A 25,472-nucleotide genomic window follows, 5' to 3' on the forward strand; every position below is an offset into this window, starting at 1 on the left:
AAAAGTGAAATGAGAATGTAGAACCTTTTACAAAGGAAAAAACACAATAGCCCAATTTTGAAATTCCAAACCATTAAACCCTGACTCGATTTTCTTTATCGATTATTTGCATACAATAGTAGAAAAAATCAAAGGTTCTGGTGCATTTCAACAGAATATCGCTCCATCAAAAAAAGGACCTAATCGATTAGGTCCTTTTTGACTTTAGTCTATTCGTTTCAATTTGGTGAGCTATAAACTTAACACTGTGATATTGTTTATTTTTATTAACTTGCTTTCATTTCTGAATCTTGTCCTCTTTTAAGATTAGGTAACTTAGAATCTATCGATAGGAATCGACTTCCATTTAAAACTAGATGAAGTGCAATAATCATAAGAACGAGATCCAGTTCGTACCCTGAAGCTTCTCCATTCCCCATAAAACCTGCAGGGAATTTCACATAAACAATTGCACCAGCCATGATGAATACAAGGAGGGCAGATATTATTCTTGTTCCAAGACCTAATATTAAAGCAATTCCTCCAAACAATTCAATAACACCGACTACATAGGCCATAAATCCCGGTATGCCTATACTTTGAAACCATCCTGATGTGTTCTCCAACCCACCTTGGAATTTTGACAATCCATGTAGCAAAAATGAAATTCCCAACATAACTCTTAATAAAAAGGTACCGATCTCTTGTTTATTCATGTCACATCTCCTTTTTTTATTTTACACTACAAAGTGTAGTGCAATGTGGTAAAAAAATCAAGTGAAAGTCATCAGACAATCACTATAGTCATTCCCAAAAGTATAAGCAAAACATAAATAGAAACAAAAATCGTAGTAGTTTCAGCCCTCAAAGGAATTTTTTTATGGGGATCGATTAATTGCTGAAGTCTATAGTTAACTGATTCATTGGAGAAGTGGACAAGGACGGGCGAGGATTTATCAGTGTAACCATGTTTAATTAACTTCAACAAAGCAGTACTTATGCCTAATTCAGTCCCCATTTTATTTATCGCATTTTCATCGGCTGATAATTCACTTATTATTTTGTAATTTTTATGACACCATTTTGTAAGTGGGACAAACCATAAAGCATCTGATATCAACTGTAAAATAAATATTACCAGCGGATGATATTTTTTTTGGTGAAAGGCTTCATGCTCTACTACCGCTTCTAGCTCATCCTGGTCCAATAATTTAATTAAACCAGAACTAAACACAATGAATGGCCGACAAAAACCAAGCGTAAACGCAAGAGGCTGATCAGCATTCACAACTAAGATATCATTGTTGACCCGGTTGAATGTTTCATTTATAAACCTTGTCTTTTCAAAATTTTTGGAAAGAAAAAGCTTTTGTTTAAACCTTCTGGATAAGAAATATTGCTCTGCAATTTTGAAAAGGGTGCTCAATATGCTATAGGATATTATTATACTGAGCAGGGTGACGACTACAAAATAGTATACTGAATCTTCCTTGAATAGACTAAAGCAAAATTTAAAAAAGTTGGCTTTAATATTCACACCAAAAAAGATATGTACCAAAAACGCTCCCATTTGGCACCATACTACACAGGCAATTAAAAGACTCAGGCTTATCACAAAATAAGACTTACTCTTCCACATTATAATTTATCCTTTTTTAACGATTGAATTTTTTGTTCCAATTTTTCAATTAAACCTTGGTCAGCATCTTTCATGGCATCCAGCATATGGCTTATGACCGCTCCACCAAATTCATCGAGCAAATTCTCAGTCAGTTTCTTTGACTGCTCTTCTAAAAACTCCGCTTTGGATTGAACTGGGCGAAATAATGAGAGCCTTCCTTCAGACCTCTTTTCAAGAATGCCTTTTTCGACTAAACGATTCATGACGGTCATTACCGTGTTGAAATTGATAGGTTTGTCAAGTTCCAATGATTGCTGAACCGCTTTGATGCTCTGTTCATCTTTATCCCATAAATATTCCATGATATTTGCTTCCAATGGACCAAAGAAACGATTCAGTCCAACTTCATCATATTTAAAATTTTTAATATTCATCCTTTACCACCTCCCACTACAAATTGTAGTGGATATCACTGTTACAATCAAGTTTCATCTGGAAGATTTGAACGTTTATAAATAAAAACAGTAGGCAAACTGGTGTTTCTTCGAGTTTGACTACAGTCTGAAACGAGCCTTTTACAGGCACGTTTCAATAATTAATAGTAATCCTTTGTCCTCCATTTCCTCAAATTTTTTGACCTTGCTGTTTCTTCTGGTTAACCACCTCTATTACTCTCCACTACCTTTTTTCTGTAGCAATGTTCATCCGTTCGTTTTTCCTTTTAAGCGTTTTAGATTAAAAAACGAGCCTTTTGCAGGCTCGTTTCACTAGTTAACCCTTTGTGCAAGTTTCTCTATTTCATGAGAATCATAAAAATGATATCCTTTAGCCATCGTTTGGGCTGCAGCGTACATTGCAGCAGCTACTTTGTTTGCTTCTATTGCACGATATGGACGTAAAGGGCCTACAAAGACAAATTTCACAAAAGTACTTAGCAGCCCCGAAATCTTTTCACCTGCCCTGAATTCCTCGCGTTCTCCTAGAAGTAAGGAAGGGCGGAATATATGTACAGTATTCATTTCCAAGCGTTGTAGTGTTCCTTCCAGATCTCCCTTGACACGACTGTAAAAAAACTTTGATTTGGAATTGGCTCCCATGGCCGTAATGACGAGTAATTTTTCAACATTCGATGTCTTCGCCATTTTAGCTGCTTCGATTATATAGTCATAATCAACTTTACGAAAAGCTTCTTTCGATTTAGCCTTTTTGATCGTTGTACCCAAACAAATGAAAACATCGGTGACGTTGAATAAATAGGCATACTGGGACAAATTATCGAAATCCACAACATGTCCTGTGCACTTGGGCTCCGTGAATTTCATTTCCCTTCTTGTCAGCAAATGGATTTCACTATAGATTTTGCTGTTGCTTAGCTGTTTAACCAACTGGGTGCCTACCACACCTGTAGCGCCTAAAATCAATGCCGTCTTATTAATCATGATTTCCCACTTTCCGTCATTAGCTGCTGAATAATATAGGACTAAGATAAATGATGCACTTGATTGAAATCATCAATTATCCAAGAATCGACTTCAAATCTTATCGTACTCAAACACGCATTGAACAAGCGCATTTCATTTGATACGATTGACTCGTTTGACATCAAGCGTAAAATAAAATGAATGACTGCACCATGTGCAACAAGTATAACTTTTTTCTCAGGATACTCCTTCTGAATTCCCTGAAGCCCATTCATCAGCCTGTTTCGTAAAGATTCCTGATTTTCCTGACCAGGATATTCTTTATCAATGAATGCTGACGCCCTTTCAGCTGCTGTCATTCCTTCGGCAACGCCAAAGTTTTTTTCAATGAATTCCTTTTTTTCAATGACCGGGACTTCAATATAATGCGAAATGATATCTGCCGTTTCCCTTGCCCTTTTTAGAGGGCTCGAAATAATCACATCCCAAGAAGCTTCTTTTGACAAGAATTCACCACATTGCCGTGCCTGTATCTTTCCTAGTTCATTTAAAGGAATATCAGTCTGCCCCTGCAGTTTCCCTAGTGCATTCCAATCTGTTTGACCATGCCGCACTAAACAGATAGTAGTAATTGTCCTCAAACCCTTCTATGTAGAATGTTAATTTTTCACTTCTTCAATGATGGAGTGTCCTTCAGTCTGATCTAGATCTGACCATTTCCATTTTTCATGCAAGCGTATCCTGCCATCTGGCAATAATTCAGGAGTGGAAAGACAGCTGCCTCCTCTAATTTCACCTTTTTCATTGATATGATTATACCTGAATTCCAAGGAACCATCCATATTGACAAGCCCTATTAAAGTTCCTTTAACAATCTCACCACCATGATAACTTGCTGAAAGAATTGAGCCTTCTTGTGAATAGTGGAAGGAAGTATTTCCCGATACTTCTCCATTTTCAGAATTGACTAGAGCTTTGAAAATCCTACCATCATAATTAAACATCATCATTCCTCCATATGAATTAATAAGGATAATGATACCAAATTAATCAAAAAATGAATATTCAAAAATCTTATAGGATTGTTAATTCTGTGTCCAGAAAATGACACAAAAAATACATAATATTCCCCATTGAATTCCCCTATTATGATGTGGTTAGATTATGGAAGATGTTACTTATGGAATGAACAATTCCCAAGGTGAAACGTCTAATCAAACTGGAAGATGTTGGTGAGGTGCTCAAGTGAAAGAAATACTTCTGATTCTACTATTACAACTTATTTATGTTCCGATTTATACGTTGCGAACCATTTTCTTAGTAAAAAATATTACCATACTTGCCTCGATACTGGGTATCGCAGAAATGTTAATATACGTTTTTGGATTATCCTTAGTATTTGGCGGTGACCAAAGCATACTCGCCATGGTTGTATATGCAGTCGGTTTTGGAATCGGAATAATTTTTGGTACGAAAATTGAGCAAAAACTTGCCATCGGTTTTATTAATGTAACCGTTAATACTCAAACCAAAAATGAACTTTTGGTAGATACATTGAGGAATAACGGATTTGGTGTAACTCTTTATACGGGCGAGGGCAGGGATAGCAACCGTTATCGGATGGAAATCTTGACAAAACGCAATCGGGAACAAGAATTGATAGCAACCGTTGAAAAGTTTGAACCTAAGGCTTTCATCATTTCATATGAACCACGTTATTTTAAAGGTGGTTTTTTATTGGACCGGTTGAAAAATAAAGCAAGCTGAACCGAAATGCAAAAGCCCATCTTGTTATGATGGGCTTTTGCATTATTTCGTTTTTGATTTTCTAATTCTCACTGCCCTCGTTACCGGCTGTTTTTTGATCCACTTTAAGTATTTTTTTAGTGCTTCATCATCTTTTAACAAAGGCACGGTATATAGTCGGATGGCCAGCTCTCGGTTTGAATACAGTGCGTGAATCTGTTTGTGACAAGATTTACAGAGATAGGCAATGGGTAAATGGCTGCCACCTAATTCTCTAGGTGTTAAATGATGGATGGTCAGTTCTATCTCACCCCTGTCACAAAGCTCACAAGTACCTTTCATCTCATTGATCGGCCGTTAAGGCTTAACGGATTTTCCTTCTTCAACAATATGAAACATCAAATGGGCAAGATGATGGATTGGTCCATACTCTTCATTGGCATCATCTTCTTCATCTTCCACTTCGACTTCATCCATGCCTTGTAAATAAAGTGCCATGAACTCATAAAAATCATTTTTAGTAAAAGAGTAACAATCACTTGGATCCTGATTATCTTCTTCATACTGTAAAACTAGATGAGATAAATCACCCTCATCATCTTCAGCATCAAAAAATACAAAATATCCGATATTTGTATCCAGTTCAAATAGTCTGCGAAAACCGCGTGATGTTGCTTTTTCAAACTCAGCCGCCGACAATTTTTGCACTTGCATGCTGTCTACATTATCTTCTTGATGAAAGCCCACGATAAATGTGTTCATAATCAAACCTCCTGTTGAATATGGATAACCATTAGTATCCCCATTTAACCGAATTTATTCCATTTATAGATTTGTTTCCAAGACGACCGGGCAATGATCGCTGCCCATGACATCGCAGTGAATATGAGCATCTATTAAAGATTCCGCCAGACGTTTTGAAACAATGAAATAATCGATTCTCCACCCTATATTCCGCTCCCTAACTTTTGCCATATATGACCACCAAGAGTAGGCCCCTTCCTGGTCTGGATAAAAATGGCGAAATGTATCGATAAACCCTGCATCAAGTAATTCAGTCATCTTTCCACGCTCTTCATTAGTGAAACCGGAATTTCCAATATTGGATTTTGGGTTTTTTAAGTCGATTTCCCGATGAGCAACATTGAGGTCCCCACAAAAGATAACCGGCTTCACCAAGTCCAGTTCACTAAGATAATCTATCATCCCATTTTCCCATTCGAGACGGTAATCAAGCCTTGATAAATCCCTTTTAGCATTTGGGGTATAAACGTTCACCATATAGAAATTTTCGAATTCAAGTGTTATGACCCTGCCTTCCGGCTCCTCGTCCAGCTCCCCAACACCATATTTCACGGAAAGCGGTTTTTCCTTCGTGAAAATGGCTGTACCTGAATACCCTTTTTTCAGTGCATAATTCCAATATTGATGGTACCCTTCCAACTCAAGTGTAATCTGTCCTTCTTGAAGCTTAGTTTCTTGCAGGCAAAAAATATCTGCATCCACATCTTTAAAGTAATCTAAAAATCCTTTTTTAACACAAGCTCTAATTCCATTCACATTCCAGGAAACCAATTTCATATTCTCTTAAATTCTCCTTATGGCCAATTAATTTCTTTACATTTCAACTATACTATTTATCTGCTATTTTTCCCATTAGAGTACATTCGAAAACAATCTGGCAAATGATTCTTTTGAACGTTCCAGCAACCCCCGATTGTTATACCTAATAGGATCTAGTTTGTCACTATCCATCATATCCTCTTTGTAGTGAGTGATGAGATCTTCAATGGAACGGCTGCCCATTAGAAAGACATTCACTTCAAAATTCAGATGAAAACTCCTCATATCCATGTTTGCCGTGCCTATGGAAGCCATATCACCATCTACGATAATAAGTTTTTGATGTAGAAATCCTTTTTTATAAGTGTATACCTCTACACCGAATTGAAGCAGCTCCCCGAAATAGGAGCGACTGCCGTATTGGGTTAAAAACCCATCATTTACTGCCGGAACCATAAGCCTAACTTGTATCCCCTTAATTGCGGCATGTTTAATTGCTGCTTTAATCGCTTGATTTGGTACGAAGTATGGACTTGCAATCCAGATTGATTTTGTGGCGCTAGTAATAAGTGAATAGTAAAAATCACTCATGATTCCCTGTTGTGTATCAGGTCCGCTTGCCACCACCTGGACAGCTCCATCCCCTTGTTCCACTGTATTGTTGAATTCTGGACGCTCTTCTAATACATCTTCCCCACTGACATATTCCCAATCCAAAAGGAAAACAGTATGAAGCATATATACCGCTTCACCTTTAAGGACCATATGTGTATCTCTCCAAAATCCGATCGTTTTATTTCGCCCTAAGTATTCCTCTCCTACGTTTAAACCTCCAACAAAACCAACTTCCCCATCAATGATGATTATTTTCCGGTGATTCCTAAAATTAAACTTTTGATTAAAAAAACCATGTTTCAATGGTGAAAAGGGATAAGCCTTTATCCCTGCATTTTTCATCCGTTTAACTTCATTATTTGAAAGGCTTAAACTACCGGCAGCATCAAAAATGAATAAAACTTCAACACCATTTTTTGCTTTTTCAATAAGGATATCTATAATTTCAGTACCAAGCCTGTCGGAACGAAAAATATAATATTCTATATGAATGAACTTTTCAGCTTTTTTTAATTGTTTAATGATTTCGGTGAACGTTTCGTTACCATTTTTCAACACTTCCGTTTGCGATGATGTACTAATGGTGGTCTCAGATGCATTTTTGGCAAAAGCTGCGAATGATTGCTGATGGTTATTCAAGAACGATAGATTTGGCGATGATACATGTGTAACAAGACTCTTCCATTCTTCGCGATCTTTTTTCCTTTTACTTCGAAATAAATACCCTTTTAAATAGAGCTGACCTGAAAATAGATAAAACACATATCCAAATACCGGGAAAAACAAAAGTACATACATCCATAAAAGGGTCTCGTGTGCAAATCTATTTTCCAGCATGAGTGAAAACATGGTAATAAACATGACAAAAATATACAATCCAATAAAAAATAGCTTCACGTCGAAGCTAACATGAGTGAACAGGATCATATAAACTGCAGCAATCAAAATAAATAAAAATACAAATTCTATTCTTCTTCTTTTCATCGTTTCATTCTCCTACACAGCAATATTTTATATATCTAAACATATACCCATATTTGATGGTAAAAGAAACAAAACACTTACGAAAACAATATTCGTAAGTGTTTTTTGTGTATTACCTATCCAATTATCACTTCATGACAGGAATCAAACTTTCATATAGCTCAATATACTTTCTGGAAGATGATGTCCAACTGAAGTCTAACTTCATTGCACTTTCGGCCATTTTCCTCCATCTTTTCGGCTGGAATTTGTACAGGCCAACAGATTGCTCAATTGTATGAAGCATATCGTGTGCATTATAATTCGTAAAACTGAAGCCATTGCCTTCACCAGTAAATTGATTATACGGGATGACCGTATCACGAAGTCCGCCAGTTTCCCTCACTAAAGGCAGGGTACCATAACGGAGTGCCAATAGCTGGCCGATGCCACATGGTTCGAATTGGGACGGCATCAGGAATATATCAGAACCTGCATATATCTGTCTTGCTAACCCCTCATCAAAATATGTATTGACTGATACCTGATTTGGATATTGGTCAGCTAAATGGCGAAATGCCGATTCATATTGCTCTTCACCCGTACCTAAAAGGATGAATTGAACTCCTTGATTCATTATTTCATGAAAAACATGGAGAATAAGATCTATTCCTTTTTGATCAACAAGCCTGGTCACCATGGATAGAACCGGGACCCCATCATTGACAGGAAGATCCAGTGTTTCCTGTAGCTGACGTTTATTCTCCATTTTACCGTCATAGGAATCGAACGGAACTGCAAGATGTTCATCTGCCGCAGGATTATATTCCTCATAATCGATTCCGTTTATGATCCCTTTAAGGTCACCATTTCTTTTGCGTAAAAACCCATCAAGGTTTTCCCCAAAATAAGGACTCTGAATTTCTTCTGCATAACTTGGGCTTACAGTTGTGACTATGTTAGAGAATGCAAGGCCGGCTTTCAAATAACTGACATTCCCATGGAATTCAAGACCATCGATATTAAAATATAACTCACTCAAATCGAGTAATTCAGCTAAAACAGCTTTAGGATAAACTCCTTGATAGCGTAAATTATGTATGGTAAATATCGTTTTAATATCCTGATAGAATGGATGGTTATGATAATGAGCTTTCAGCAAAACGCTGACAAGGCCCGTTTGCCAATCATGACAGTGTATGACATCCGGTTTTACTTCTAAATAAGGTAAAGCCTCTAAAACTGCACGGGAAAAGAAGGCGAACCTTTCGCCATCATCAAAGAAACCATAACTGCCATGTCTTTTGAAATAATATTCATTATCCAGAAAATAATATGTAATTCCGTTAGCAACAAGTTTTTCGATGCCACAAAATTGCTGGCGCCAACCGACAGGAACTTCAATACTCGTCATATGTTCCAATTCCTGTTTGAATCGGTTAGGTAGATCCCCGTATTTAGGAAGGATGACACTTACATGGACTCCCTGTTTTTTCAGCGCTTTCGGGAGCGCGCCTATAACGTCTCCGAGCCCTCCCGTTTTTATAAAAGGGGCGCATTCTGAAGCAGCAAATACAACATTCATTGCCGCACCTCCTCTATTAAATTACTTCCGCTTTTTTTATTACAGTAGGCTGTTTTAAACCAATAACTGATTTTTCACTAGTAATTCTCACTTCTTTATCAGTTATGGTATTTTCAACGATAGCTCCTTCTTCAATCACGCCTTTTTGCATGATGATGCTATTTCTTATAATGGCACCCTTTTTCACCTTTACCCCACGAAAAAGTATACTGTTTTCCACAGTCCCTTCAATATCACACCCGTTGGCTATCAATGAATTGGTAACCTTCGAAGAACTTGAATATTTGGTTGGTGCCTCATGTTTGATTTTTGTATAAACATCCCAAGTATCCCCGAAGAAAGAACGGATTACCGAAGGATTCAGGAAATTCATATTACTGGAATGAAAGCTTTCAATGGAATGGATGAATGGCATATCTCCAGTAAAATTGTAGCCTTTGACGGTAAAACGATGAAGATTGGCTTTCACTGCGTCTTTCAAAAAGTCATATTCTCCACTGGCAACACAGCTTTTGATCAAGTTCACCAATAGAGTTTTACTTATGATGAATGTTTCCAGGCAAACATGGTCACCAGGTCTAGGGATGGTATAAAAGCTAATGTCAGTAATGTCTTCATCCGAATCTACCGAGCAGGTGTGATAGATTGGTTTCTCAATCAATTCCCCTACATAATCCTTATATACGACCGTGATATCCGCTTTATGTTTTTTGTGATAATCAAGCACTTCATTAAAATCCAATTTGCATACATGGCTTCCAGGGGAGATGATGACAGTATCTGCCTGTGCACGTTCGAAAAAGCTGAGATGATCATAAAATTGCTTCATATCGCCCGTTACCGTTTCATCCGGATGGATAGGGGGCAAGATATATAAGCCTCCTGACCGCCGATCCAAGTTCCATTCTTTACCTGAGCCAAGATGATCCATAACTGAAAGATACTTTTCTTTTGGAAAAACGGCTACTTTTGATACATCTGCATTAATGAGATTCGACATCGTAAAGTCAATCAAACGGTAGCGTCCGCCAAATGGCACAGATGCTACATTACGGTGAGCAGTCAGATCTTTTAAATGTTGTCTTTCATTGATTAAATTAATAATACCCAACACATTTTCCATAGCCATCTTCCCCTTTTTCTAGTTAAGAGTAATCTTTTTTTTGTTTGGATTGATAATGGTCTGATTTTCACCAATTAAGGTAATATCTGATGTAACCGCTGAATTGCCAACTACGGCACCATCTTCAATAACACAATTGCTGGCTATGATGCTTCTTTCTATATGAACATTTTCACCAATCGTAACATTAGGCATGATGACTGAATCTTTTATGGTTGACCCATAGCCCACCTGTACATTATAGGATAAAACCGAATGTTCAATGTTCCCATGAATCATGCACCCTTCATTGATGAGCGACTGACTGACCTTGGCATCCGGTGATATATATTGCGGCGGGTGATTTGCATTTCGGGCAAAAATTTTCCATTGCTGATCATCCAACTGGAAATTTGGCGTATCCTCCAATAAGTCCATATGGGCCTGCCAAAGGCTTTCGACCGTTCCAACATCTTTCCAATAATCATTAAAACGATAGGCATATAGCTTTTTTCGGTCTTCAAGCATCTTTGGAATGATGTTGCTGCCGAAATCGTTGGAAGAATTTTTATCTTTTTCATCATTTATTAAATACCGTCTTAAGGTTTTCCAATTGAAAAGGTAAACTCCCATGGAAGCAAGATTACTCTTTGGATACTTTGGTTTTTCATCGAATTGAGTGACTTTATCATCATCATTGGTATTCATGATTCCGAAACGACTTGCTTCCTGCCACGGTACTTGAATGACAGCTATGGTCGCCTCGGCATTTTTTTCGATGTGATAATCCAGCATCTTACTGTAATCCATCTTGTAAATATGGTCACCAGAAAGAATCAATACATGTTCCGGATCATAGTTATCAATGTATTGGATATTTTGATAAACAGCATTTGCCGTCCCTTTATACCATTCACCGCCTTCTTTCCCTTGATAAGGAGGAAGTACGGAAACTCCGCCAACATCAAGATCAAGGTCCCAAACTTTCCCATTACCAACATAATCATTTAGAATCAATGGCTGGTATTGGGTTAGTACCCCAACCGTATCAATACCAGAATGAGTGCAGTTACTTAATGGAAAATCGATGATTCTATATTTACCGCCAAAGGGAACAGCTGGTTTTGCCAAACCGATTGTCAATTCACCTAACCTTGAACCCTGGCCTCCTGCCAATAACATTGCTATCCATTTTTTTGCTCCCATTATTCGTTCACTCTCCCCCGTCTTTTTTTTGTTTGCTTCATAAAAATAGAAATGCCTAATGGAGGTACAGTTATTTCCATGCTGTATGGTTGATTATGGTATGGTTCCTTTTTGACATTAATGGGTTCTTCATTGATTTGACCCGATCCTCCGAAAGCGGCTGAATCACTGCTGAAAACCTCTATATATTTGCCTTGGGATGGTACACCTATTAGATATTGAGCATGAGCCTGCGCAGAAAAATTACAGACAACGATGCAATAATCGCCTTTCCGTTTACCTTTTCTCATAAAGGTAATGACACTCTGATTACTATTGTTCGGATCTATCCATTCAAAACCCTCCGGGACATGATCCAATCTCCATAGTGAGGAAGTTTGCCGATAAAAATCCTGGAGAGTTCGGAAATAATGGGCCAGCTTGTCGTGTGATTCATATTCCAAAAGCAGCCAATCCAATTGTTCCTCATCTTTCCATTCTATGAATTGGCCAAATTCACTGCCCATAAATAGAAGCTTCTTGCCAGGATGCGTCATGAAATACCCAAAGAGTAACCGTAAATTTGCGAATTTCTGCCAGTAGTCACCTGGCATCTTATTCAGTAATGACTTCTTGCCATGAACCACTTCATCATGTGAAAAGGGCAAGACGAAATTTTCTGAAAAAGCATAGAAAAATGAAAATGTTAAGAGGTTATGATGATATGGCCTTTCATGTGTTTCAAGTTTCATATAACGAAGGATATCATTAGTCCATCCCATATTCCATTTGTAATTAAAGCCCAGTCCGCCTATATCGGTAGGAGAAGTTATGAGCGGCCGGTCTGTTGCTTCTTCAGCCATCATTAATGCATTTGGATATTTTTTGAAAACCACTTCGTTAAGTTTTTGTAAAAATTGTATGGCTTCCAGGTTTTCCTCACCGCCAAACTGGTTTTTCAGCTTGACCGGCAATGGATTATCATGATTTAAATAAACCATTGACGAAACCGCATCGACACGAACCCCATCAATATGGTATACATCCATCCAAAACATTACATTTGATATAAGGAAACTGACTACTTCCGGTTTGGTAAAGTCAAAATTGTATGTCCCCCATAACGGGCGATCTGCTCTAGTATGATCAATTGGTTCATAGAGAGGCGTACCATCGAAACGGGAAAGTCCATGCGCATCTTTACAAAAATGGGCGGGAACCCAGTCAAGGATTACTCCTATGCCCTTTTGGTGACAAAGGTTAATTAGATATTTAAAATCTTCCGGTGAACCGTAACGGCTGGTTACGGAATAATAGCCCGTGACCTGATATCCCCACGATTTATCAAATGGGTGTTCCATTATGGCCATGATTTCAATATGTGTAAAACTATTATCAATCACATAATCAACTAATCTATCAGCCAATTCACGGTACGAATAAAATTCGCCATCTTCTTTTTGTTTCCATGTTCCGGGGTGCACTTCATAAATGGACATGGGCTTATGATAAATATTTTCCTTTTTCCTATCGGCTATCCACTTCGAATCTTGCCATTCAAAATTATCCAGCCTTTTAATGACCGAGGCTGTATTTGGTCTGACTTCCGAATAAAAGGCATATGGATCGGCTTTTAGGATACGTTTATTTCCAGGTGTATGTATTTCGTATTTATAGAGTTCCCCTTCTTGTAGTCCTGGTACGAACAACACCCAGATACCTGAACGCTCGATCCGTTTCATCGCATGGTCTTTTCCGTCCCAATTATTAAAATTACCGACAACTGAAACTTGCTTGGCATGGGGGGCCCAAACGGTGAAGCGTACTCCTTCAATACCTAATGATGTTACAATGTGTGCCCCAAGCATTTTATAGCTTTCATAAAGGGTGCCTTCATGAAACAAATATAAATCGAAATCGCTTGGATAATTCTCTTGCAGCTGGTCCATAATTGTACTCAATAAAACCCCTCCATCAGTATTAACTCGATAGTATTTTACCCATCCTTCCCCAGTTATTATATATATTCGGTAAAAATGGTATTAATCCTTCAAATGGAGGTGAATATATTGTAATAAATGCCCGTTTTTTTAATAAATAAAACATCTTTTCGCGAAAAATAGCCATTTATTGTAAAAATATTATTATTTCAATAAAAGCTCTCCCCATTTTTGGGAAGAGCTTTATGTTATCATGTATGAATTCTTCATTTTATTTGTTCAGTTCGAATCATCTGAGTCTTCGTCAAGAATAAATAGGATAATGAGACTGACCATGCCAAAGGAGTATTCCTGTTTGGTATATTACTGCCTCCTATATATAACTCAGGAACTTCCCAATTTTCTGGAATGATCATTTTCGTTTTATCTATATATTCCTTAACTTTGTTCATCATGCCAAGTTCAAGGTAGCATAATCCCAGCCACGGAAGCCCGAAACACCATTCCGCTTCTTGACCGTCATTGTAATAAAGGTCATTCTCATATCTAATGCAACCTTTTGTTCTTTCTAGGCGCCCTGTGACATTCTTCAATATTTTAAGTGCTATTTCACGGTCTACCAGACGATAAGGATAAATTAAGGATAAAAGGGCTAAATCCGTCTCTTTTGAATAACTTTCCCTTGGAAGCAGGAAACGAAGAGCTTCTTCTCCCTTTTTAATGAGTCCTTCCTTGACGTTGACCAGCATTTTGACTGAATTCAAACCGGCAACACATGCCCCTATGCTTGAAGCATGGATTTCGATATTCTCTTCCCACATCCCGTTATCTTCCGCTTGCCAATATTGCAGGCATTCCAAGTAACTGACCAACTTTTGAACGATCTTTAAATCACGTTGATTTCTTATCACCTTTTTCCCATGCCTATATCCTTCACCGACACCCCATAAAAAGGCACCTATCGCATCATTTTGGGCATGGCCCCACTCATCTGGCAGTTCTTTAAGCTCAGTGGAATACCGTGCATGGATATGTTCAAATAGAAATTGGGGTTTCTGTTCCGTATGAATATCTATCTTCCACTCATAGGATTGAAATAAGTCGAATAAAGCATGATATGCTTTCTCGTACCGATTGGACGGATCATTTATAAAAGGTATTACTGTATAAACGACATCCCTTATCCAGACATAATTATAATCATCGGAAACACTTGCAGTATATGCGCCATTAGGAAGCCGCATGCGATCAAGAACCTCTAGGGCACCATTTACATTCATTAATTGAACACCTCCATAGTTATTTGCTTATTCCCATTGTTGACAGACTCCCATTTTCTAAACGTTGGTTGTTTCATTTTTCAATTAAAAGCGCTTTCAATTCAGCTAGCCATAACGACTTTTTCAGAAGTTCATTCACCACAGTTTATGTAATCACTGCCGTTTTTGATAATCAAGCTTCCAATGTTCAATAAAAAAGCGTCATTTGCCTACCCGTAATGAAGTTGCCGTTATGAAATATGTTCTTTGGAAAATAAAAAACCAGTAATGGCAATCCATTACTGGTTATATCGGCCTATCATTCAAATGTTTAGTAGTTATTAAAAGAATAATCGTATCATCAATGAAAGCATGCCAATCATTACCGTACTCCATAGACTTCTCGTAAACATGGCAACCAGGAAAGCTGGTAAAAGCTGAAGCCAATTTTAAAGCATTACCCTTAATTTAAAAAACCTGTTCCGATAATAGAAGTTCTTGAACCAATGACGCCTCCATTACGGCCACCGTACATGCTTTAGCCAATCTATGCCCTTGGAATCTGCATATTACTAATCAGCATCAAATGAACGATTCTAGGTATGAAAGTCACAATTGAAGCCCCAAGGATATACCTGCTTATTTCCATCTGTCAATCACCATCCCCTATCGCTGAAGCTATAACCGTTGCAACTATGACGCCAGTACTGCCAGGAAAGAAGAAACCCTAATGCAACAACGATTAATATGCTGCCAAAAAACGACTGCAAGATCTATAAAAAAGTCTTTTTTCACTCAATATTCAAAACTAAGAAGACCGGTAAACATGGCTGTCAGGGCAGAAACCGCTTTTGCTAGTGACCAATTTATATAGGCTTCAAGATTGTGACCAAGCATAATAAAATCAAACCGTTTCCTCTTCTGTGCCGTTGTGGCCGCCAACTCCAAATGTTTCATCCGTTAGTAAGGCTCCAGTTATCAGTTTTTGTTTTCCAACCTTGCTGCCTGAATTAAGGAGCTAATGCAGCAATAGATGACGACTGTTAACAAAAATATACGTAAAAATCATGGCCGAGACCGGATGACTTGAGGCCATAATCCATGCCGCCATGAATTGTCCAGACCCTGCATAGAGTAAAAGCGACATTAGTGCCACTTCAATCATACTTAATCATGACTTTCTTTCGCGACCCCTTCAGCAAAACCGATACTTAGGTATACAATCCTTTACTCCTTGCCAAAAGCCTTCCCCATCATCGGGAAAGTCATCGTTTTTCCAATCCACCCTTATATTAATAAGTGCCTTTAATTGCTTTTCAGCTTGCCAAGCAGAATTGGCAACTCACTATATATTTCGATGATCTCATCTATCGGCATTCTAACTAAGCCGCTGGAAGAAGGGGCAACGAATTCCATGGATTGATTCGATGAAGGTTCTTCTTGCAGCCCCCAAGAGATTTTTCGTAATTGACGGTATTCCTGATAAACACCCTTGCCTACAAAACAGACAAGTCTAGGTTCATACCTTTCAATTTTCCTTTTTAATTGCTGCCTTCCTATTATGTACTCTTCTTTAGTGATATCTTCCGCTCCTTTTGTAGGCCTGGAAACGATATTGGTAAAACCATAACCTAAATCCAGTAATGACGAGTCTTCGGTTGGAGCATATTTCCTTGGTGTCAGCCCGGACTCGAAGAGGATTTTCCAAAAGCGGTTGTTTGGATTCGCATAATGATGGCCAGTCTCGCCTGAACGGATGCTTGGATTGAAACCTACGAACAAAACATCCAAATTTTCCCTTAAATGATCAGAGATGCCTTCCATTTTAAAACTCCTTTTCAAATTCATATTTAATCATTGTACAAAACTGAAAAATAATTAACTACCTTTTCCGACATTTTCACAACATATATCCAAAATTTAAACACGTTTCTTGTAGAATGTGGGATGATTGTTTCAAATTAATAACTCTAATATTGATGACATATGATTCCGCTTTTAAATTACAAGCATTTTACACGTTCAAAAAGAAACAGCCACCTTATAGATGGCTGCTTCTTCATATATCTTATTGTGCGTGACTAACGCGAACAAAGCTTATTTCACTTAGTGGAATGGTTATGATATCAAGATTGCCTTCATAACCTGGAGAGGTTTCTGTTAATTGACAAATATCATCTGTTACTTCAAATAACACTCCCTCGAATAAATCACTGCTCGTTGCCACTTCGACCGTGTTCCCAATGTAATGTTTTAATTGTACATAAAAAATACTAGCTAACAATGCATTCTCCTCCTTATATAGGCTCTCTAACAGAATTGATGGAATTGAACGGAACAAATACTACAGTTCCCGCAGCTTCAGTAATTACGATATAATTAGTTTGAATTGAACTCAATATTCCCGTTACCGGGGCAAAATCAGTTGAAGCCGTTACCGTTCTTCCTAGTAATGCTGCTAAAGCACCTCTTAAATCAATGAATGGATCTCCTGAAGTGCCAGGTGTTCCTGGTCTTGGTTTACCATTTTCAACAAGCCATTTATAGTAGAGATAGTCGTAACTATTCTTTTTACATGGCTTCTCACTTTGCTTCTCACTTTGATTCTCACTTTGCTTCTCACTTTGCTTCTCAGTGCTCATTATTTTACCACCTTTATATTGTCTATTTTATTACCTTCGTCATGGTTCTCTTCTTTTTTCCTTCATCCCCATGCTCTCATTTCTTTACCTTCGCCTTTTTGAAACGGTCCCCCCTTCTTATCTTTCATGCAGCACTGAACTCGTTGTCGATCGATAATGTGAATCCTGGTATGGTTCAAACCGAAAATGAATTTTCGACCTTGCTAATATTTTTGCCTTGATTCGATTTCCCCTGAATTCATTGATCCACCAGATACATTTGATTCCTTTGAGGATCTTGACAATTTGCTGCTGCTTCTATATCGCTTCAAAAGTAGTATATTGATGACTGATGTTTTCGGCTTGGACTAATCAACCTTTTTTTAAATTACTTTACTTTTTTTTGAAGGTTTTACGAAATCATGTCCATTTCTCTAATGAATGAATATGATACGGTTGAGGTGATAACTATGACGAACAAACAAAAAAAGGATTATATAGGCATTGTAATCCCTTCATGTCACAAAAAGTCTGCATTAAAAGCAGAACGTATGGAACAAGCAAAATCCCCTTTTTTCAATTGTTCACTTCCTATTAATAAAGGTTTTTCTGAAGCGGACGATACTAATTGTTGTGCATCAATAAATGAGCCAGGTTCCCATATTAAATTGTTACTTTCACCATTAAATTCAAATAAAATTCATCATCATACAGTTACTGGATCTGATGAATTTTCCCAAAGAGGTAAGGCAGCATGAAATCAATAAGAGTCCTGATGGTGTTAGATACAATGGATGTAAGCGGAACGGAAACGCATGTATTGAGTCTTGTGAAGGAATTACAATCTAAAGGAATATATACAGCAGTTGTTACTGGAAAAGGCAGCATGATTAGCCGGTTACGAGAAACGGGATGTAAAGTTCACCAAATGAATTTCCCTAAAACATTAACGATTAACTCGAATGAGGAATCTCCATTATTGAATAGCTTGGTAGAATTGTTACGAAAAGAACAGATTACACTAGTGCACGGGCACCAAATTATATCCGGCTACCTCTCTGCAAAGGCAGCTAAGCTCTACAATATTCCCTTCGTCTTCACCCTGCATGGGACATACTTCCAGAAATCGGATATAAAAAGTGTGTTACAGTTTACAGATGCTGCGGTTGCAGTTAGTGAACCGGTAAAAGAACATATTCAGCCATTTTTCCCTAAGAATATTTCAGTCATTGCAAATGGAATTGATACAGCCGATTTTTCCCCTTCCCTTTCATTGGAATTAAGAAAAAAAATGAATATTCCCCTTGATGCAAAAGTAATTCTATACTGCAGCAGGATAACACGGCATAAAGCAAAAATCTGCATGCTTTTAATCAAAGCTTGCAGGGATTTAAAATTAAAGGATATCCCCAACCTTCATGTAATCATCATCGGTAACGGCAGCCAGCTCAAGGACATTAAGAATGTTGCTGCGAGCATCCAATCTTTATATAAAGAAGAGTTCATTCATTTCACTGGGGAACAAAAGAATGTGAGAGACTATTATGCACTTGCAGACTATGTTGTAGGTACAGGCAGGGTTGCTTTGGAGGCTATGGCATGTGAAAGACCCGTTATTTCATGTGGAAATCTAGGGTATTTTGGGGAAGTGAATAAGAAAAACTTTCAACAAGCCTGGGAATGCTACTTTGGGGATCACGCTGCAAAACAGACTTGCAGCCAAGCCATTCTTTATCGGGACTTACGCAACCTTCATCAATCAAACGCCGGGGTTCAAACAGGCAGGGATTTAAGGAAATTGGTATTGAAACAATTCGATAGTAAAAAAAATATATTACCGCTAATTGAATTATATGAAAGTACAATTCAATCATTTGAACAGCAGCAGGCCATAAATTAATGGTTCTGCTGCTATTCAATCTCTCACGATGGCCATCAAGGGTTCTATTAATTCTTTATTAGGGGAATAAACTACATAGAAATTGGAGGCATAGATCTCTCGATTAATAACAGCCAATAAATGATTCTAGAAAATGAATGAATCTATTAAATAGAGTTTAGAACCTTATAAAAATTTAAAGGCGCTCCCATTTAACAAATGGCTTAACTCGTAGGTATTTATGTACCTACGAGTTTTTATGTTACGTATCGCAAATTCGATTCTATCAAACTCGGGGTTCAGGAAACATTCTGCCGTTGTTCGATATGATCATGTTTTCTCGCATTGGACATCTTATTGATGGTAAGAAGTATTCCAGAAAGCCATATAATCACGATGCCGGTATAAATATATATGTGTGCTTCAATCGGAATCCATGTAGCTAATAATGTTCGTACATTAATCAAGATAATGAAACCACCGACTAAAACACCCATTAATTGAGCAGGAAGCATCCGGACTAACCAGGCTGCAATTGGTGCAGCAACCACCCCGCCAATTATCAACGCTACGACCCAAAGCCAATTGACTGCTTCCCATCCAAGCGAAATGATAAAACCAAGACTTCCGAAGAAAGCAATGGCAAATTCACTCGTATCAACTGTCCCTACGGCTTTTCTCGCTGTCATTCCTTTTTTTGACAATAAAACAGGCGTTGCAATAGGTCCCCAACCGCCTCCGCCTGTTGCATCACAAAAGCCTGCAAAAAGGCCTAACGGAATGGATTGTTTTGCGGTCAATGGCCTTACGGTTTCAGTGTCCTTTGACGGTTTAAAAATGAATAAAAAGCGGAATAAAACGTATACACCAAGGCCAAATAAAAATATGGCAATATACGGTTTAGCTAATTCGGCTGGCAGGTTGCTCAGGAAACATGCACCTACAAATGCACCAACTGAACCTGGAATGATCAAGCGATAGACCATATTTTTATCCACGTTCCCAAACTTTATATGTGAAGCTCCAGAAACTGCTGTGGTCACTACTTCCGATAAATGTACGGATGCTGATGCTACTGCAGGGGCAATTCCGAATGTCAACAATAAGGAGGTGGAACTCACTCCATACCCCATTCCAAGCGAACCATCGATTAATTGGGCTAAAAACCCGATAAAGGCTAAAACGATTAACTTTTTCATGACATTCCCCTTTTTCAACTAAAATAGAACCTAGATAACATCGACCACCGTTTGCCTGTATAGATCAGTTTGATCTTTAAGACACAAAGAGGCACCTAACCAAAATGAAATAACATGTTGGTTAGGTGCCTTCAGTTTTTCTGATCAGCCCATGATTTTTTTATTCAGCTTCTACTGGCATAAGCCTAGCTAAGAAACGATATCTTTCTTTTAGGGAATATTTATAAATATCCTCTATTGAATCTTTCAATAACTTAGATTTTTCTTCTTTTGAAAAGGAACCACTTTTAATGATCATCCTTGCTTCGAAAAGGAATTCAAGATAATCTTCATAAGATTCATCATATACTTTACCTAGGTCATTCCGAATTTTTTTAGCGAGAGTTGGACTTGCTCCATTGGTAGAAACACTAATGGAAAGCATGCCTCTTTTCAATGTGGCCGGTATATGAAAGTTACCCAGCTCATGATTGCTGATTACGTTCACCAGCTGACTTTGGGATGCATTCTCGTACACTCGTTCATTAACTTCCGTAGAATTCGTTGCAACAATAATTAAAAACGCATCTTTATAGTCAGTTTCTTCCACTTCTTTAAGTAAGACTCGAATCTTACCTTCTTTCTCCAACAGTCGAAAATCCGTGCATATCTCGGGGCTTACGACGGTCACTTCGGCACCAGCTTCCAATAAGGGGCCCGCTTTAAAGTAACCTATTTTACCACCGCCGATGATGACACACTTTCTGTTCTCAATATTAAGCGTAATTGGATACATAGGCTCCCTCCCCACTCACTTCTTGAATTCGTTCAGATATTGCTTGTTCGATCTTTGGATGATAACCTAGATATCGGCAAAGAATGATTTTTTGCTTCCCCTTTTTTTGGAGCTTTTTTATACTATTTTCAATCGACTGCATTAAGAGACCGGTAAACAATAGGTAAGGAATGATAAATACTTGGTTTGATCGAGATTCCCCTGCTAATTCCAATGCTTCTCCAAAGCTTGGAGTGGCAGCTGTCAAATAACATTCTTGCACTCGGATTTTAGGAAACCTGTTCCTTAGCAAATCGGCCAATCGAGACAAATCCCTTTTCACGTCGGGATCACTGCTGCCCCTTCCAACCAATAAAACCAAGGAATCCTCCGTAACACTTACATTTGTTTCCTCCAACCGTTCCACTAAAATGTCAACCATTTTATCACTGACACCAATCGGTCTTCCATATTTCAATTCAACGGCAGGGTACCGTTCTTTCATTATGTTCAGGATGACCGGAATATCATGTTTTGCATGTACAGCCGTTAGCAATAGAACTGGAATGGCAATGATTCTCGTCGCACCTTTTTGTACGCATCGGTCGTAGGCCTCTTCTATCGTAGGAGTTTCCAATTCCAGGAAGCAATACTCCTGAATGGAATTCGGCTGTGCTTGCATACAAACTTTAATAAAATCAATGGCTTGGGCTGAAGCTTCTTTAACGCGGCTTCCATGGCAAATATATAAAATGGCTTCCATTAAAAGGCCTCATTCGCCAACAAATTTTCGGTTTGTTTTCCTTCAAACCATTTGATTTTTTCCCGTAAATTAACGACATCGCCCACGACTATCATGCAAGGATTGGAAATCTGTTCGTTATTGGCGGTTTCCACTACATTAGCCAACGTACTGACAGCTGTTCTTTGTGTTTTTAATGTCCCCCAATGGATAAGGGCTACCGGAGTCTCTGGATTTTTTCCATGCTCCAAAAGTTTCCCTTGAATATAGGGCAGGTTTTTAACACCCATGTAAATGGCTAATGTATCGATTCCTTTTGCAAGGGATTCCCATTTGATATTATCCTCTTCATCCTTTTTCCGATGGCCGGTAACAATTGCAAAAGATGAAGCGTGGTCCCTGTGTGTAACTGGGATTCCCGCATAAGCTGTAGCGGCGATTCCAGCAGTAATTCCTGGAACGATTTCAAAGCTCACGCCATTTTTGGCAAGGGCTTCCGCTTCCTCCCCGCCTCTCCCAAAGACGAATGGATCTCCGCCTTTCAAACGGGTGACCACTTTTCCCTTTTTTGCATATTTGACCAGGAACCGATTGATGGTATCCTGCTGCAATAAATGATAATCCGGCAGTTTACCGCAATTAATCAGCTCTACACCATCTTTTGCATGATTCAAAAGTTCTTTATTGACAAGTCGATCATATAAAATGACATCAGCTTCTTGAATGCATTTTAATCCTTTTAATGTAATTAAATCTGGATCTCCGGGACCGGCTCCTACTAGATATACTTTCCCCATTTATGCAACCTGCCTTCCCTTAGAGAATCGTTTCGAATTCCGATAAAACGAAACCTGCTCCATTTTTAATTTTCCTTTTTTCATATAATGAGATGTCATCCACTTCAGGCATTTTCAAAAAATGTTTTTCCAGCTCGATATCAACAAGGTCAAACGCCTTTTCATCCGAATCGGCAACAATGATGACATGGATTGGTTTTTCCTTGATAGTGACTTCGAAACGGTATAGATTCATGGATTGCTTACCTTCCCCTATTAAACGGCCACTTCCGTTAATATATCATCTAGCTTACTTTGTAACTGGGATATCCCTACCCTTTCCACAAAATCAAGAAAGGTTTCGGATAGAAGTTTTGTTTGTTTGAAAAATAGGATCAGTTCTTTCAGAACATGATAGAGCTGTTCAGCTTCCACTTTCCCTTTAAGTTTTTCATTGAACTTACCGCCTTCATTCAGCGTTCCCCCGACGTATATCTCAAAAGCTTCGACCATCTTTTTATCCTGGTTTTTCATTTTTATGCCTTGCAGTCCAATTTCGGCGATGGCTCTTTGACCACAATTATTCGGACAACCCACCATATGCATCCTTACAGGAACATCGAGATCTATTTCCTTGTCCAATGATTCAGAAATGGTCCTCATTCGTTCTTTTGTTTCAACGAGTGCCAGGTTGCAATACTCGATGCCTGTACAAGAAACGGAATAACCAATGAATTTTTTTGGGTGGTATGGAAATCTTTCAAAGATGGATTCCTGTTTTATTTCCTCAAGTTTTGCATCCGGCACATTTGGAATGATAAGATTTTGAGAATTACAGTTGCGGATTTCACCATTTCCATATTTCTTCGCAAGTTCGGCAAACTCAATCACTTCGTCTGGATTTAGTCGACCAACTGGTATATTGACTCCAACATAGTTCAGACCATCTTGTTTTTGTTTATGGATGCCGTAGAAATAACCTGCATTCCATTCCTTCACCGCACTTTCACCCTTTTCAGGAAGCGGACCGGTGTACTCCAGCAATTTTTCCTTGAATTGTTCAGGACCCCAATCAGCTACAAGGAATTTCAAACGCGAGCGATGACGTTTTTCACGGTACCCAAAGTCACGGAATATCGTCGTGATGGCGGCCGCTACTTCGACTGTTTTTTCAGGTAAAATGAATAAGTCAAGTTCTTCTGCCAGCATCGGAACGGAGGATAGTCCACCGCCTACTTTTACGTGAAAACCAACTTCCGTTACTCCATCAATTACTTTAGTAGCCGGATTGAATGAAACACAGTTGATTTCAGCATTTGAAGCATTATGGATATTAGCACTTATGGACATTTTATATTTCCTCGGAAGGTTTGAATAGTCTTCGTTAAGACGGAAATACTCAAATACATCATAAAGTACCTCGCGTGTATCAAAAAGTTCGTCAGGATCGATGCCTGCCAATGCATTACCGATGATATTACGTGTGATATCACCACATGCACCGGCCGTAGTCATTCCGACCTTTTCCAAACGGTTTAATATATCCGGGACTTGTTCGATGGTCAGCCAGTGGAATTGAACGGCTTGACGGGTTGTAATGTCATATACACCCCTCCCATAATCTTTAGCGATGTTAGCAAGAGTTATCTGTTGATCATAGGTCAGGATACCTCCGGGAATAACGACACGCATCATCCAGTAACCTGCTTCTTTTGGCCGTTGCAGGTATAGACCTGCCCACTTGAACATATCCCAATTCTCTTTAGGGATGGAATCAAAACCATTTACAGCGTAATGTGGAATATCATCGAATATCTTCAATCCATCTTTTTCCAATTTCCAGATTTCCGTTTTATTTTTAGCGATTAGTGGATTTTCCGACCAAAATTTCTCGTAAACCATTACATTTCCTCCTTGATTAGATCGCTTTCTTTGCTGTCAAATAGCCGATTACCTGTTCAACGCACTCTTCAATGCTGTATTGGTCGGATTCTAAAGTGATTTCCGGTTGTTCAGGTTCTTCGTATGGAGAGTCGATTCCGGTAAAATCTTTAATGATTCCTTTACGCGCCTTGTCATAAAGACCTTTTGGATCACGCACTTCGCACTCTTCGATCGGACACTTTATGTATACTTCAATAAACTCCCCTTCATCGAGTAAATCACGTACAATCTGCCGATCTGCCCTGAAAGGTGATATGAAGGCGGTCAATACGAACTGCCCACTATCCACGAATAACTTGGAAACCTCACCGATTCGTCTAATATTCTCGGTTCGATCTTCTTCAGAAAAACCTAAATCTTTATTTAATCCGTGGCGGATATTATCACCATCCAAAACATAACTTCGAATATTCCGATTATATAACTCTTTAGCGACCGCGTTCGCAATCGTTGATTTTCCGGAGCCCGAGAGACCAGTGAACCATAGAACTGTGCTTTCATGGCCGTTTTGCTTCCGGCGGAGCTCCTTGGTCAATGACGTTTCATGCCAAGTGACATTCGTACTTTTACTCATTAAT

30 protein-coding genes are annotated in these 25,472 nt (G+C 38.5%); 3 read left to right on the forward strand and 27 right to left on the reverse strand.

The features are described from left to right. Positions 1-266 precede the first annotated feature (266 nt). From ACQKMF_RS17710 to ACQKMF_RS17735, 6 genes are all read right to left on the reverse strand, one after another. Complete coding sequence (locus ACQKMF_RS17710) at positions 267-695, reverse strand: DoxX family protein (RefSeq protein WP_101225360.1); 429 nt, start codon at positions 693-695, stop codon at positions 267-269. Positions 696-766: 71 nt separating this feature from the next. Then, a complete protein-coding gene (locus ACQKMF_RS17715; RefSeq protein WP_230175913.1) occupies positions 767-1,618 on the reverse strand; it encodes a M56 family metallopeptidase in 852 nt (283 codons plus the stop codon). After that, positions 1,618-2,034 carry a BlaI/MecI/CopY family transcriptional regulator gene (locus ACQKMF_RS17720; RefSeq protein ID WP_101225362.1) on the reverse strand — a complete coding sequence of 139 codons (417 nt, stop codon included), beginning with the start codon at positions 2,032-2,034 and terminating at the stop codon, positions 1,618-1,620. The genes ACQKMF_RS17715 and ACQKMF_RS17720 overlap by 1 nt, the downstream gene beginning before the upstream one ends. A 333-nt stretch (positions 2,035-2,367) precedes the next feature. Beyond that, on the reverse strand, positions 2,368-3,039 hold the full coding sequence (locus tag ACQKMF_RS17725; protein WP_260357725.1) for an NAD(P)H-binding protein: 672 nt from the start codon (positions 3,037-3,039) through the stop codon (positions 2,368-2,370). A 41-nt stretch (positions 3,040-3,080) separates the two neighbouring features. Further along, positions 3,081-3,653 (reverse strand): histidine phosphatase family protein, encoded by a 573-nt coding sequence (locus ACQKMF_RS17730; RefSeq protein ID WP_101225479.1) that lies wholly within the window; start codon positions 3,651-3,653, stop codon positions 3,081-3,083. Positions 3,654-3,680: 27 nt separating this feature from the next. Further along, positions 3,681-4,025, reverse strand: coding sequence for a n-acetylglutamate synthase (locus ACQKMF_RS17735; protein ID WP_260357726.1), 345 nt, complete (start codon positions 4,023-4,025; stop codon positions 3,681-3,683). 241 nt (positions 4,026-4,266) lie between these two features. Between ACQKMF_RS17735 and ACQKMF_RS17740 the strand changes: the two genes are divergently transcribed. Beyond that, positions 4,267-4,788 carry a DUF2179 domain-containing protein gene (locus ACQKMF_RS17740; protein ID WP_101225365.1) on the forward strand — a complete coding sequence of 174 codons (522 nt, stop codon included), beginning with the start codon at positions 4,267-4,269 and terminating at the stop codon, positions 4,786-4,788. A 42-nt stretch (positions 4,789-4,830) separates the two neighbouring features. On the opposite strand, the gene ACQKMF_RS17745 is transcribed toward ACQKMF_RS17740, so the two are convergent. The 14 genes from ACQKMF_RS17745 to ACQKMF_RS17810 all read right to left on the reverse strand — a co-directional run bounded on the left by ACQKMF_RS17745 (position 4,831) and on the right by ACQKMF_RS17810 (position 17,621). Next, on the reverse strand, positions 4,831-5,109 hold the full coding sequence (locus ACQKMF_RS17745; protein ID WP_101225366.1) for an HNH endonuclease: 279 nt from the start codon (positions 5,107-5,109) through the stop codon (positions 4,831-4,833). A 15-nt stretch (positions 5,110-5,124) separates the two neighbouring features. Continuing rightward, complete coding sequence (locus tag ACQKMF_RS17750) at positions 5,125-5,529, reverse strand: cytosolic protein (RefSeq protein ID WP_230175911.1); 405 nt, start codon at positions 5,527-5,529, stop codon at positions 5,125-5,127. 63 nt (positions 5,530-5,592) lie between these two features. Beyond that, positions 5,593-6,348 carry an exodeoxyribonuclease III gene (locus tag ACQKMF_RS17755; RefSeq protein ID WP_427574292.1) on the reverse strand — a complete coding sequence of 252 codons (756 nt, stop codon included), beginning with the start codon at positions 6,346-6,348 and terminating at the stop codon, positions 5,593-5,595. 75 nt (positions 6,349-6,423) lie between these two features. Then, positions 6,424-7,929 (reverse strand): cardiolipin synthase, encoded by a 1,506-nt coding sequence (gene cls / locus ACQKMF_RS17760; RefSeq protein WP_427574294.1) that lies wholly within the window; start codon positions 7,927-7,929, stop codon positions 6,424-6,426. Positions 7,930-8,056: 127 nt separating this feature from the next. Next, the gene (glgA, locus tag ACQKMF_RS17765) at positions 8,057-9,493 is read right to left on the reverse strand and encodes a glycogen synthase GlgA (RefSeq protein ID WP_427574296.1); all 1,437 of its coding nucleotides are present in this window, start codon (positions 9,491-9,493) and stop codon (positions 8,057-8,059) included. A 16-nt stretch (positions 9,494-9,509) separates the two neighbouring features. Then, positions 9,510-10,616 carry a glucose-1-phosphate adenylyltransferase subunit GlgD gene (glgD, locus tag ACQKMF_RS17770; RefSeq protein WP_260357730.1) on the reverse strand — a complete coding sequence of 369 codons (1,107 nt, stop codon included), beginning with the start codon at positions 10,614-10,616 and terminating at the stop codon, positions 9,510-9,512. Positions 10,617-10,634: 18 nt separating this feature from the next. Beyond that, positions 10,635-11,801 carry a glucose-1-phosphate adenylyltransferase gene (locus ACQKMF_RS17775; protein ID WP_311735942.1) on the reverse strand — a complete coding sequence of 389 codons (1,167 nt, stop codon included), beginning with the start codon at positions 11,799-11,801 and terminating at the stop codon, positions 10,635-10,637. Next, entirely contained in the window at positions 11,801-13,729 is a 1,929-nt protein-coding gene (glgB, locus tag ACQKMF_RS17780) for a 1,4-alpha-glucan branching protein GlgB (RefSeq protein ID WP_260357990.1), read from the reverse strand. The genes ACQKMF_RS17775 and glgB overlap by 1 nt, the downstream gene beginning before the upstream one ends. A gap of 257 nt (positions 13,730-13,986) precedes the next feature. Continuing rightward, complete coding sequence (locus tag ACQKMF_RS17785) at positions 13,987-15,000, reverse strand: glycoside hydrolase family 15 protein (protein ID WP_260357731.1); 1,014 nt, start codon at positions 14,998-15,000, stop codon at positions 13,987-13,989. Between the two features lie 774 nt (positions 15,001-15,774). After that, on the reverse strand, positions 15,775-15,936 hold the full coding sequence (locus tag ACQKMF_RS17790; RefSeq protein WP_402937134.1) for a hypothetical protein: 162 nt from the start codon (positions 15,934-15,936) through the stop codon (positions 15,775-15,777). 61 nt (positions 15,937-15,997) lie between these two features. After that, positions 15,998-16,144: an AzlC family ABC transporter permease gene (locus ACQKMF_RS17795; protein ID WP_101225376.1), complete on the reverse strand. Its 147-nt coding sequence runs from the start codon at positions 16,142-16,144 to the stop codon at positions 15,998-16,000. Positions 16,145-16,284: 140 nt separating this feature from the next. Further along, the gene (locus tag ACQKMF_RS17800; protein WP_402937136.1) at positions 16,285-16,803 is read right to left on the reverse strand and encodes a mismatch-specific DNA-glycosylase; all 519 of its coding nucleotides are present in this window, start codon (positions 16,801-16,803) and stop codon (positions 16,285-16,287) included. A gap of 244 nt (positions 16,804-17,047) precedes the next feature. Further along, a complete protein-coding gene (locus ACQKMF_RS17805) occupies positions 17,048-17,263 on the reverse strand; it encodes a hypothetical protein (protein WP_101225378.1) in 216 nt (71 codons plus the stop codon). Positions 17,264-17,276: 13 nt separating this feature from the next. Further along, on the reverse strand, positions 17,277-17,621 hold the full coding sequence (locus ACQKMF_RS17810; RefSeq protein ID WP_402937139.1) for a hypothetical protein: 345 nt from the start codon (positions 17,619-17,621) through the stop codon (positions 17,277-17,279). A 449-nt stretch (positions 17,622-18,070) separates the two neighbouring features. Here ACQKMF_RS17810 and ACQKMF_RS17815 point away from each other — a divergent pair, with 449 nt between their 5' ends. Beyond that, positions 18,071-18,358: a hypothetical protein gene (locus ACQKMF_RS17815; RefSeq protein ID WP_402937141.1), complete on the forward strand. Its 288-nt coding sequence runs from the start codon at positions 18,071-18,073 to the stop codon at positions 18,356-18,358. Continuing rightward, entirely contained in the window at positions 18,355-19,500 is a 1,146-nt protein-coding gene (locus ACQKMF_RS17820) for a glycosyltransferase (protein ID WP_402937143.1), read from the forward strand. Before ACQKMF_RS17815 ends, ACQKMF_RS17820 begins: the two co-directional genes overlap by 4 nt. Positions 19,501-19,778: 278 nt before the next feature. Here the strand turns inward: ACQKMF_RS17820 and ACQKMF_RS17825 are convergent, their stop codons facing one another. The 7 genes from ACQKMF_RS17825 to cysC form a co-directional block, all read right to left on the reverse strand. Then, positions 19,779-20,678, reverse strand: coding sequence for a sulfite exporter TauE/SafE family protein (locus tag ACQKMF_RS17825; RefSeq protein ID WP_260357738.1), 900 nt, complete (start codon positions 20,676-20,678; stop codon positions 19,779-19,781). A 160-nt stretch (positions 20,679-20,838) separates the two neighbouring features. Continuing rightward, complete coding sequence (locus ACQKMF_RS17830) at positions 20,839-21,453, reverse strand: NAD(P)-binding protein (RefSeq protein ID WP_260357739.1); 615 nt, start codon at positions 21,451-21,453, stop codon at positions 20,839-20,841. Then, the gene (locus ACQKMF_RS17835) at positions 21,434-22,195 is read right to left on the reverse strand and encodes a sirohydrochlorin chelatase (protein WP_260357740.1); all 762 of its coding nucleotides are present in this window, start codon (positions 22,193-22,195) and stop codon (positions 21,434-21,436) included. Before ACQKMF_RS17835 ends, ACQKMF_RS17830 begins: the two co-directional genes overlap by 20 nt. Beyond that, positions 22,195-22,971 carry a uroporphyrinogen-III C-methyltransferase gene (gene cobA, locus ACQKMF_RS17840; RefSeq protein ID WP_427574302.1) on the reverse strand — a complete coding sequence of 259 codons (777 nt, stop codon included), beginning with the start codon at positions 22,969-22,971 and terminating at the stop codon, positions 22,195-22,197. The genes ACQKMF_RS17835 and cobA overlap by 1 nt, the downstream gene beginning before the upstream one ends. 19 nt (positions 22,972-22,990) lie before the next feature. After that, positions 22,991-23,206: a DUF3906 family protein gene (locus ACQKMF_RS17845; RefSeq protein ID WP_101225386.1), complete on the reverse strand. Its 216-nt coding sequence runs from the start codon at positions 23,204-23,206 to the stop codon at positions 22,991-22,993. A 20-nt stretch (positions 23,207-23,226) separates the two neighbouring features. Further along, positions 23,227-24,852: a nitrite/sulfite reductase gene (locus ACQKMF_RS17850; RefSeq protein WP_402937149.1), complete on the reverse strand. Its 1,626-nt coding sequence runs from the start codon at positions 24,850-24,852 to the stop codon at positions 23,227-23,229. 16 nt (positions 24,853-24,868) lie between these two features. Further along, positions 24,869-25,468 (reverse strand): adenylyl-sulfate kinase, encoded by a 600-nt coding sequence (cysC, locus tag ACQKMF_RS17855; RefSeq protein WP_230175904.1) that lies wholly within the window; start codon positions 25,466-25,468, stop codon positions 24,869-24,871. Positions 25,469-25,472 lie beyond the last annotated feature (4 nt).

The organism is Peribacillus sp. NPDC101480, from assembly GCF_050277335.1.
Lineage (GTDB): Bacteria > Bacillota > Bacilli > Bacillales > DSM-1321 > Peribacillus.

What these genes read in the sequence shown, in the direction of transcription:
- cobA (WP_427574302.1), bottom strand. Translation starts at nt 22,971, where the DNA reads ATGGGGAAAGTATATCTAGTAGGAGCCGGTCCCGGAGATCCAGATTTA.
- ACQKMF_RS17720 (WP_101225362.1), bottom strand. Translation starts at nt 2,034, where the DNA reads ATGAATATTAAAAATTTTAAATATGATGAAGTTGGACTGAATCGTTTC.
- ACQKMF_RS17845 (WP_101225386.1), bottom strand. Translation starts at nt 23,206, where the DNA reads ATGAATCTATACCGTTTCGAAGTCACTATCAAGGAAAAACCAATCCAT.
- ACQKMF_RS17745 (WP_101225366.1), bottom strand. Translation starts at nt 5,109, where the DNA reads ATGAAAGGTACTTGTGAGCTTTGTGACAGGGGTGAGATAGAACTGACC.
- ACQKMF_RS17830 (WP_260357739.1), bottom strand. Translation starts at nt 21,453, where the DNA reads ATGTATCCAATTACGCTTAATATTGAGAACAGAAAGTGTGTCATCATC.
- ACQKMF_RS17800 (WP_402937136.1), bottom strand. Translation starts at nt 16,803, where the DNA reads ATGGAAGGCATCTCTGATCATTTAAGGGAAAATTTGGATGTTTTGTTC.
- cysC (WP_230175904.1), bottom strand. Translation starts at nt 25,468, where the DNA reads ATGAGTAAAAGTACGAATGTCACTTGGCATGAAACGTCATTGACCAAG.
- ACQKMF_RS17710 (WP_101225360.1), bottom strand. Translation starts at nt 695, where the DNA reads ATGAATAAACAAGAGATCGGTACCTTTTTATTAAGAGTTATGTTGGGA.
- ACQKMF_RS17815 (WP_402937141.1), top strand. Translation starts at nt 18,071, where the DNA reads ATGACGAACAAACAAAAAAAGGATTATATAGGCATTGTAATCCCTTCA.
- ACQKMF_RS17795 (WP_101225376.1), bottom strand. Translation starts at nt 16,144, where the DNA reads ATGATTGAAGTGGCACTAATGTCGCTTTTACTCTATGCAGGGTCTGGA.
- ACQKMF_RS17775 (WP_311735942.1), bottom strand. Translation starts at nt 11,801, where the DNA reads ATGGGAGCAAAAAAATGGATAGCAATGTTATTGGCAGGAGGCCAGGGT.
- ACQKMF_RS17755 (WP_427574292.1), bottom strand. Translation starts at nt 6,348, where the DNA reads ATGAAATTGGTTTCCTGGAATGTGAATGGAATTAGAGCTTGTGTTAAA.
- ACQKMF_RS17785 (WP_260357731.1), bottom strand. Translation starts at nt 15,000, where the DNA reads ATGAATGTAAATGGTGCCCTAGAGGTTCTTGATCGCATGCGGCTTCCT.
- ACQKMF_RS17750 (WP_230175911.1), bottom strand. Translation starts at nt 5,529, where the DNA reads ATGAACACATTTATCGTGGGCTTTCATCAAGAAGATAATGTAGACAGC.
- ACQKMF_RS17790 (WP_402937134.1), bottom strand. Translation starts at nt 15,936, where the DNA reads ATGAAACATTTGGAGTTGGCGGCCACAACGGCACAGAAGAGGAAACGG.
- ACQKMF_RS17820 (WP_402937143.1), top strand. Translation starts at nt 18,355, where the DNA reads ATGAAATCAATAAGAGTCCTGATGGTGTTAGATACAATGGATGTAAGC.
- ACQKMF_RS17825 (WP_260357738.1), bottom strand. Translation starts at nt 20,678, where the DNA reads ATGAAAAAGTTAATCGTTTTAGCCTTTATCGGGTTTTTAGCCCAATTA.
- glgD (WP_260357730.1), bottom strand. Translation starts at nt 10,616, where the DNA reads ATGGAAAATGTGTTGGGTATTATTAATTTAATCAATGAAAGACAACAT.
- ACQKMF_RS17835 (WP_260357740.1), bottom strand. Translation starts at nt 22,195, where the DNA reads ATGGAAGCCATTTTATATATTTGCCATGGAAGCCGCGTTAAAGAAGCT.
- ACQKMF_RS17725 (WP_260357725.1), bottom strand. Translation starts at nt 3,039, where the DNA reads ATGATTAATAAGACGGCATTGATTTTAGGCGCTACAGGTGTGGTAGGC.
- glgB (WP_260357990.1), bottom strand. Translation starts at nt 13,729, where the DNA reads ATGGACCAGCTGCAAGAGAATTATCCAAGCGATTTCGATTTATATTTG.
- ACQKMF_RS17715 (WP_230175913.1), bottom strand. Translation starts at nt 1,618, where the DNA reads ATGTGGAAGAGTAAGTCTTATTTTGTGATAAGCCTGAGTCTTTTAATT.
- ACQKMF_RS17735 (WP_260357726.1), bottom strand. Translation starts at nt 4,025, where the DNA reads ATGTTTAATTATGATGGTAGGATTTTCAAAGCTCTAGTCAATTCTGAA.
- ACQKMF_RS17850 (WP_402937149.1), bottom strand. Translation starts at nt 24,852, where the DNA reads ATGGTTTACGAGAAATTTTGGTCGGAAAATCCACTAATCGCTAAAAAT.
- cls (WP_427574294.1), bottom strand. Translation starts at nt 7,929, where the DNA reads ATGAAAAGAAGAAGAATAGAATTTGTATTTTTATTTATTTTGATTGCT.
- ACQKMF_RS17810 (WP_402937139.1), bottom strand. Translation starts at nt 17,621, where the DNA reads ATGAGCACTGAGAAGCAAAGTGAGAAGCAAAGTGAGAATCAAAGTGAG.
- glgA (WP_427574296.1), bottom strand. Translation starts at nt 9,493, where the DNA reads ATGAATGTTGTATTTGCTGCTTCAGAATGCGCCCCTTTTATAAAAACG.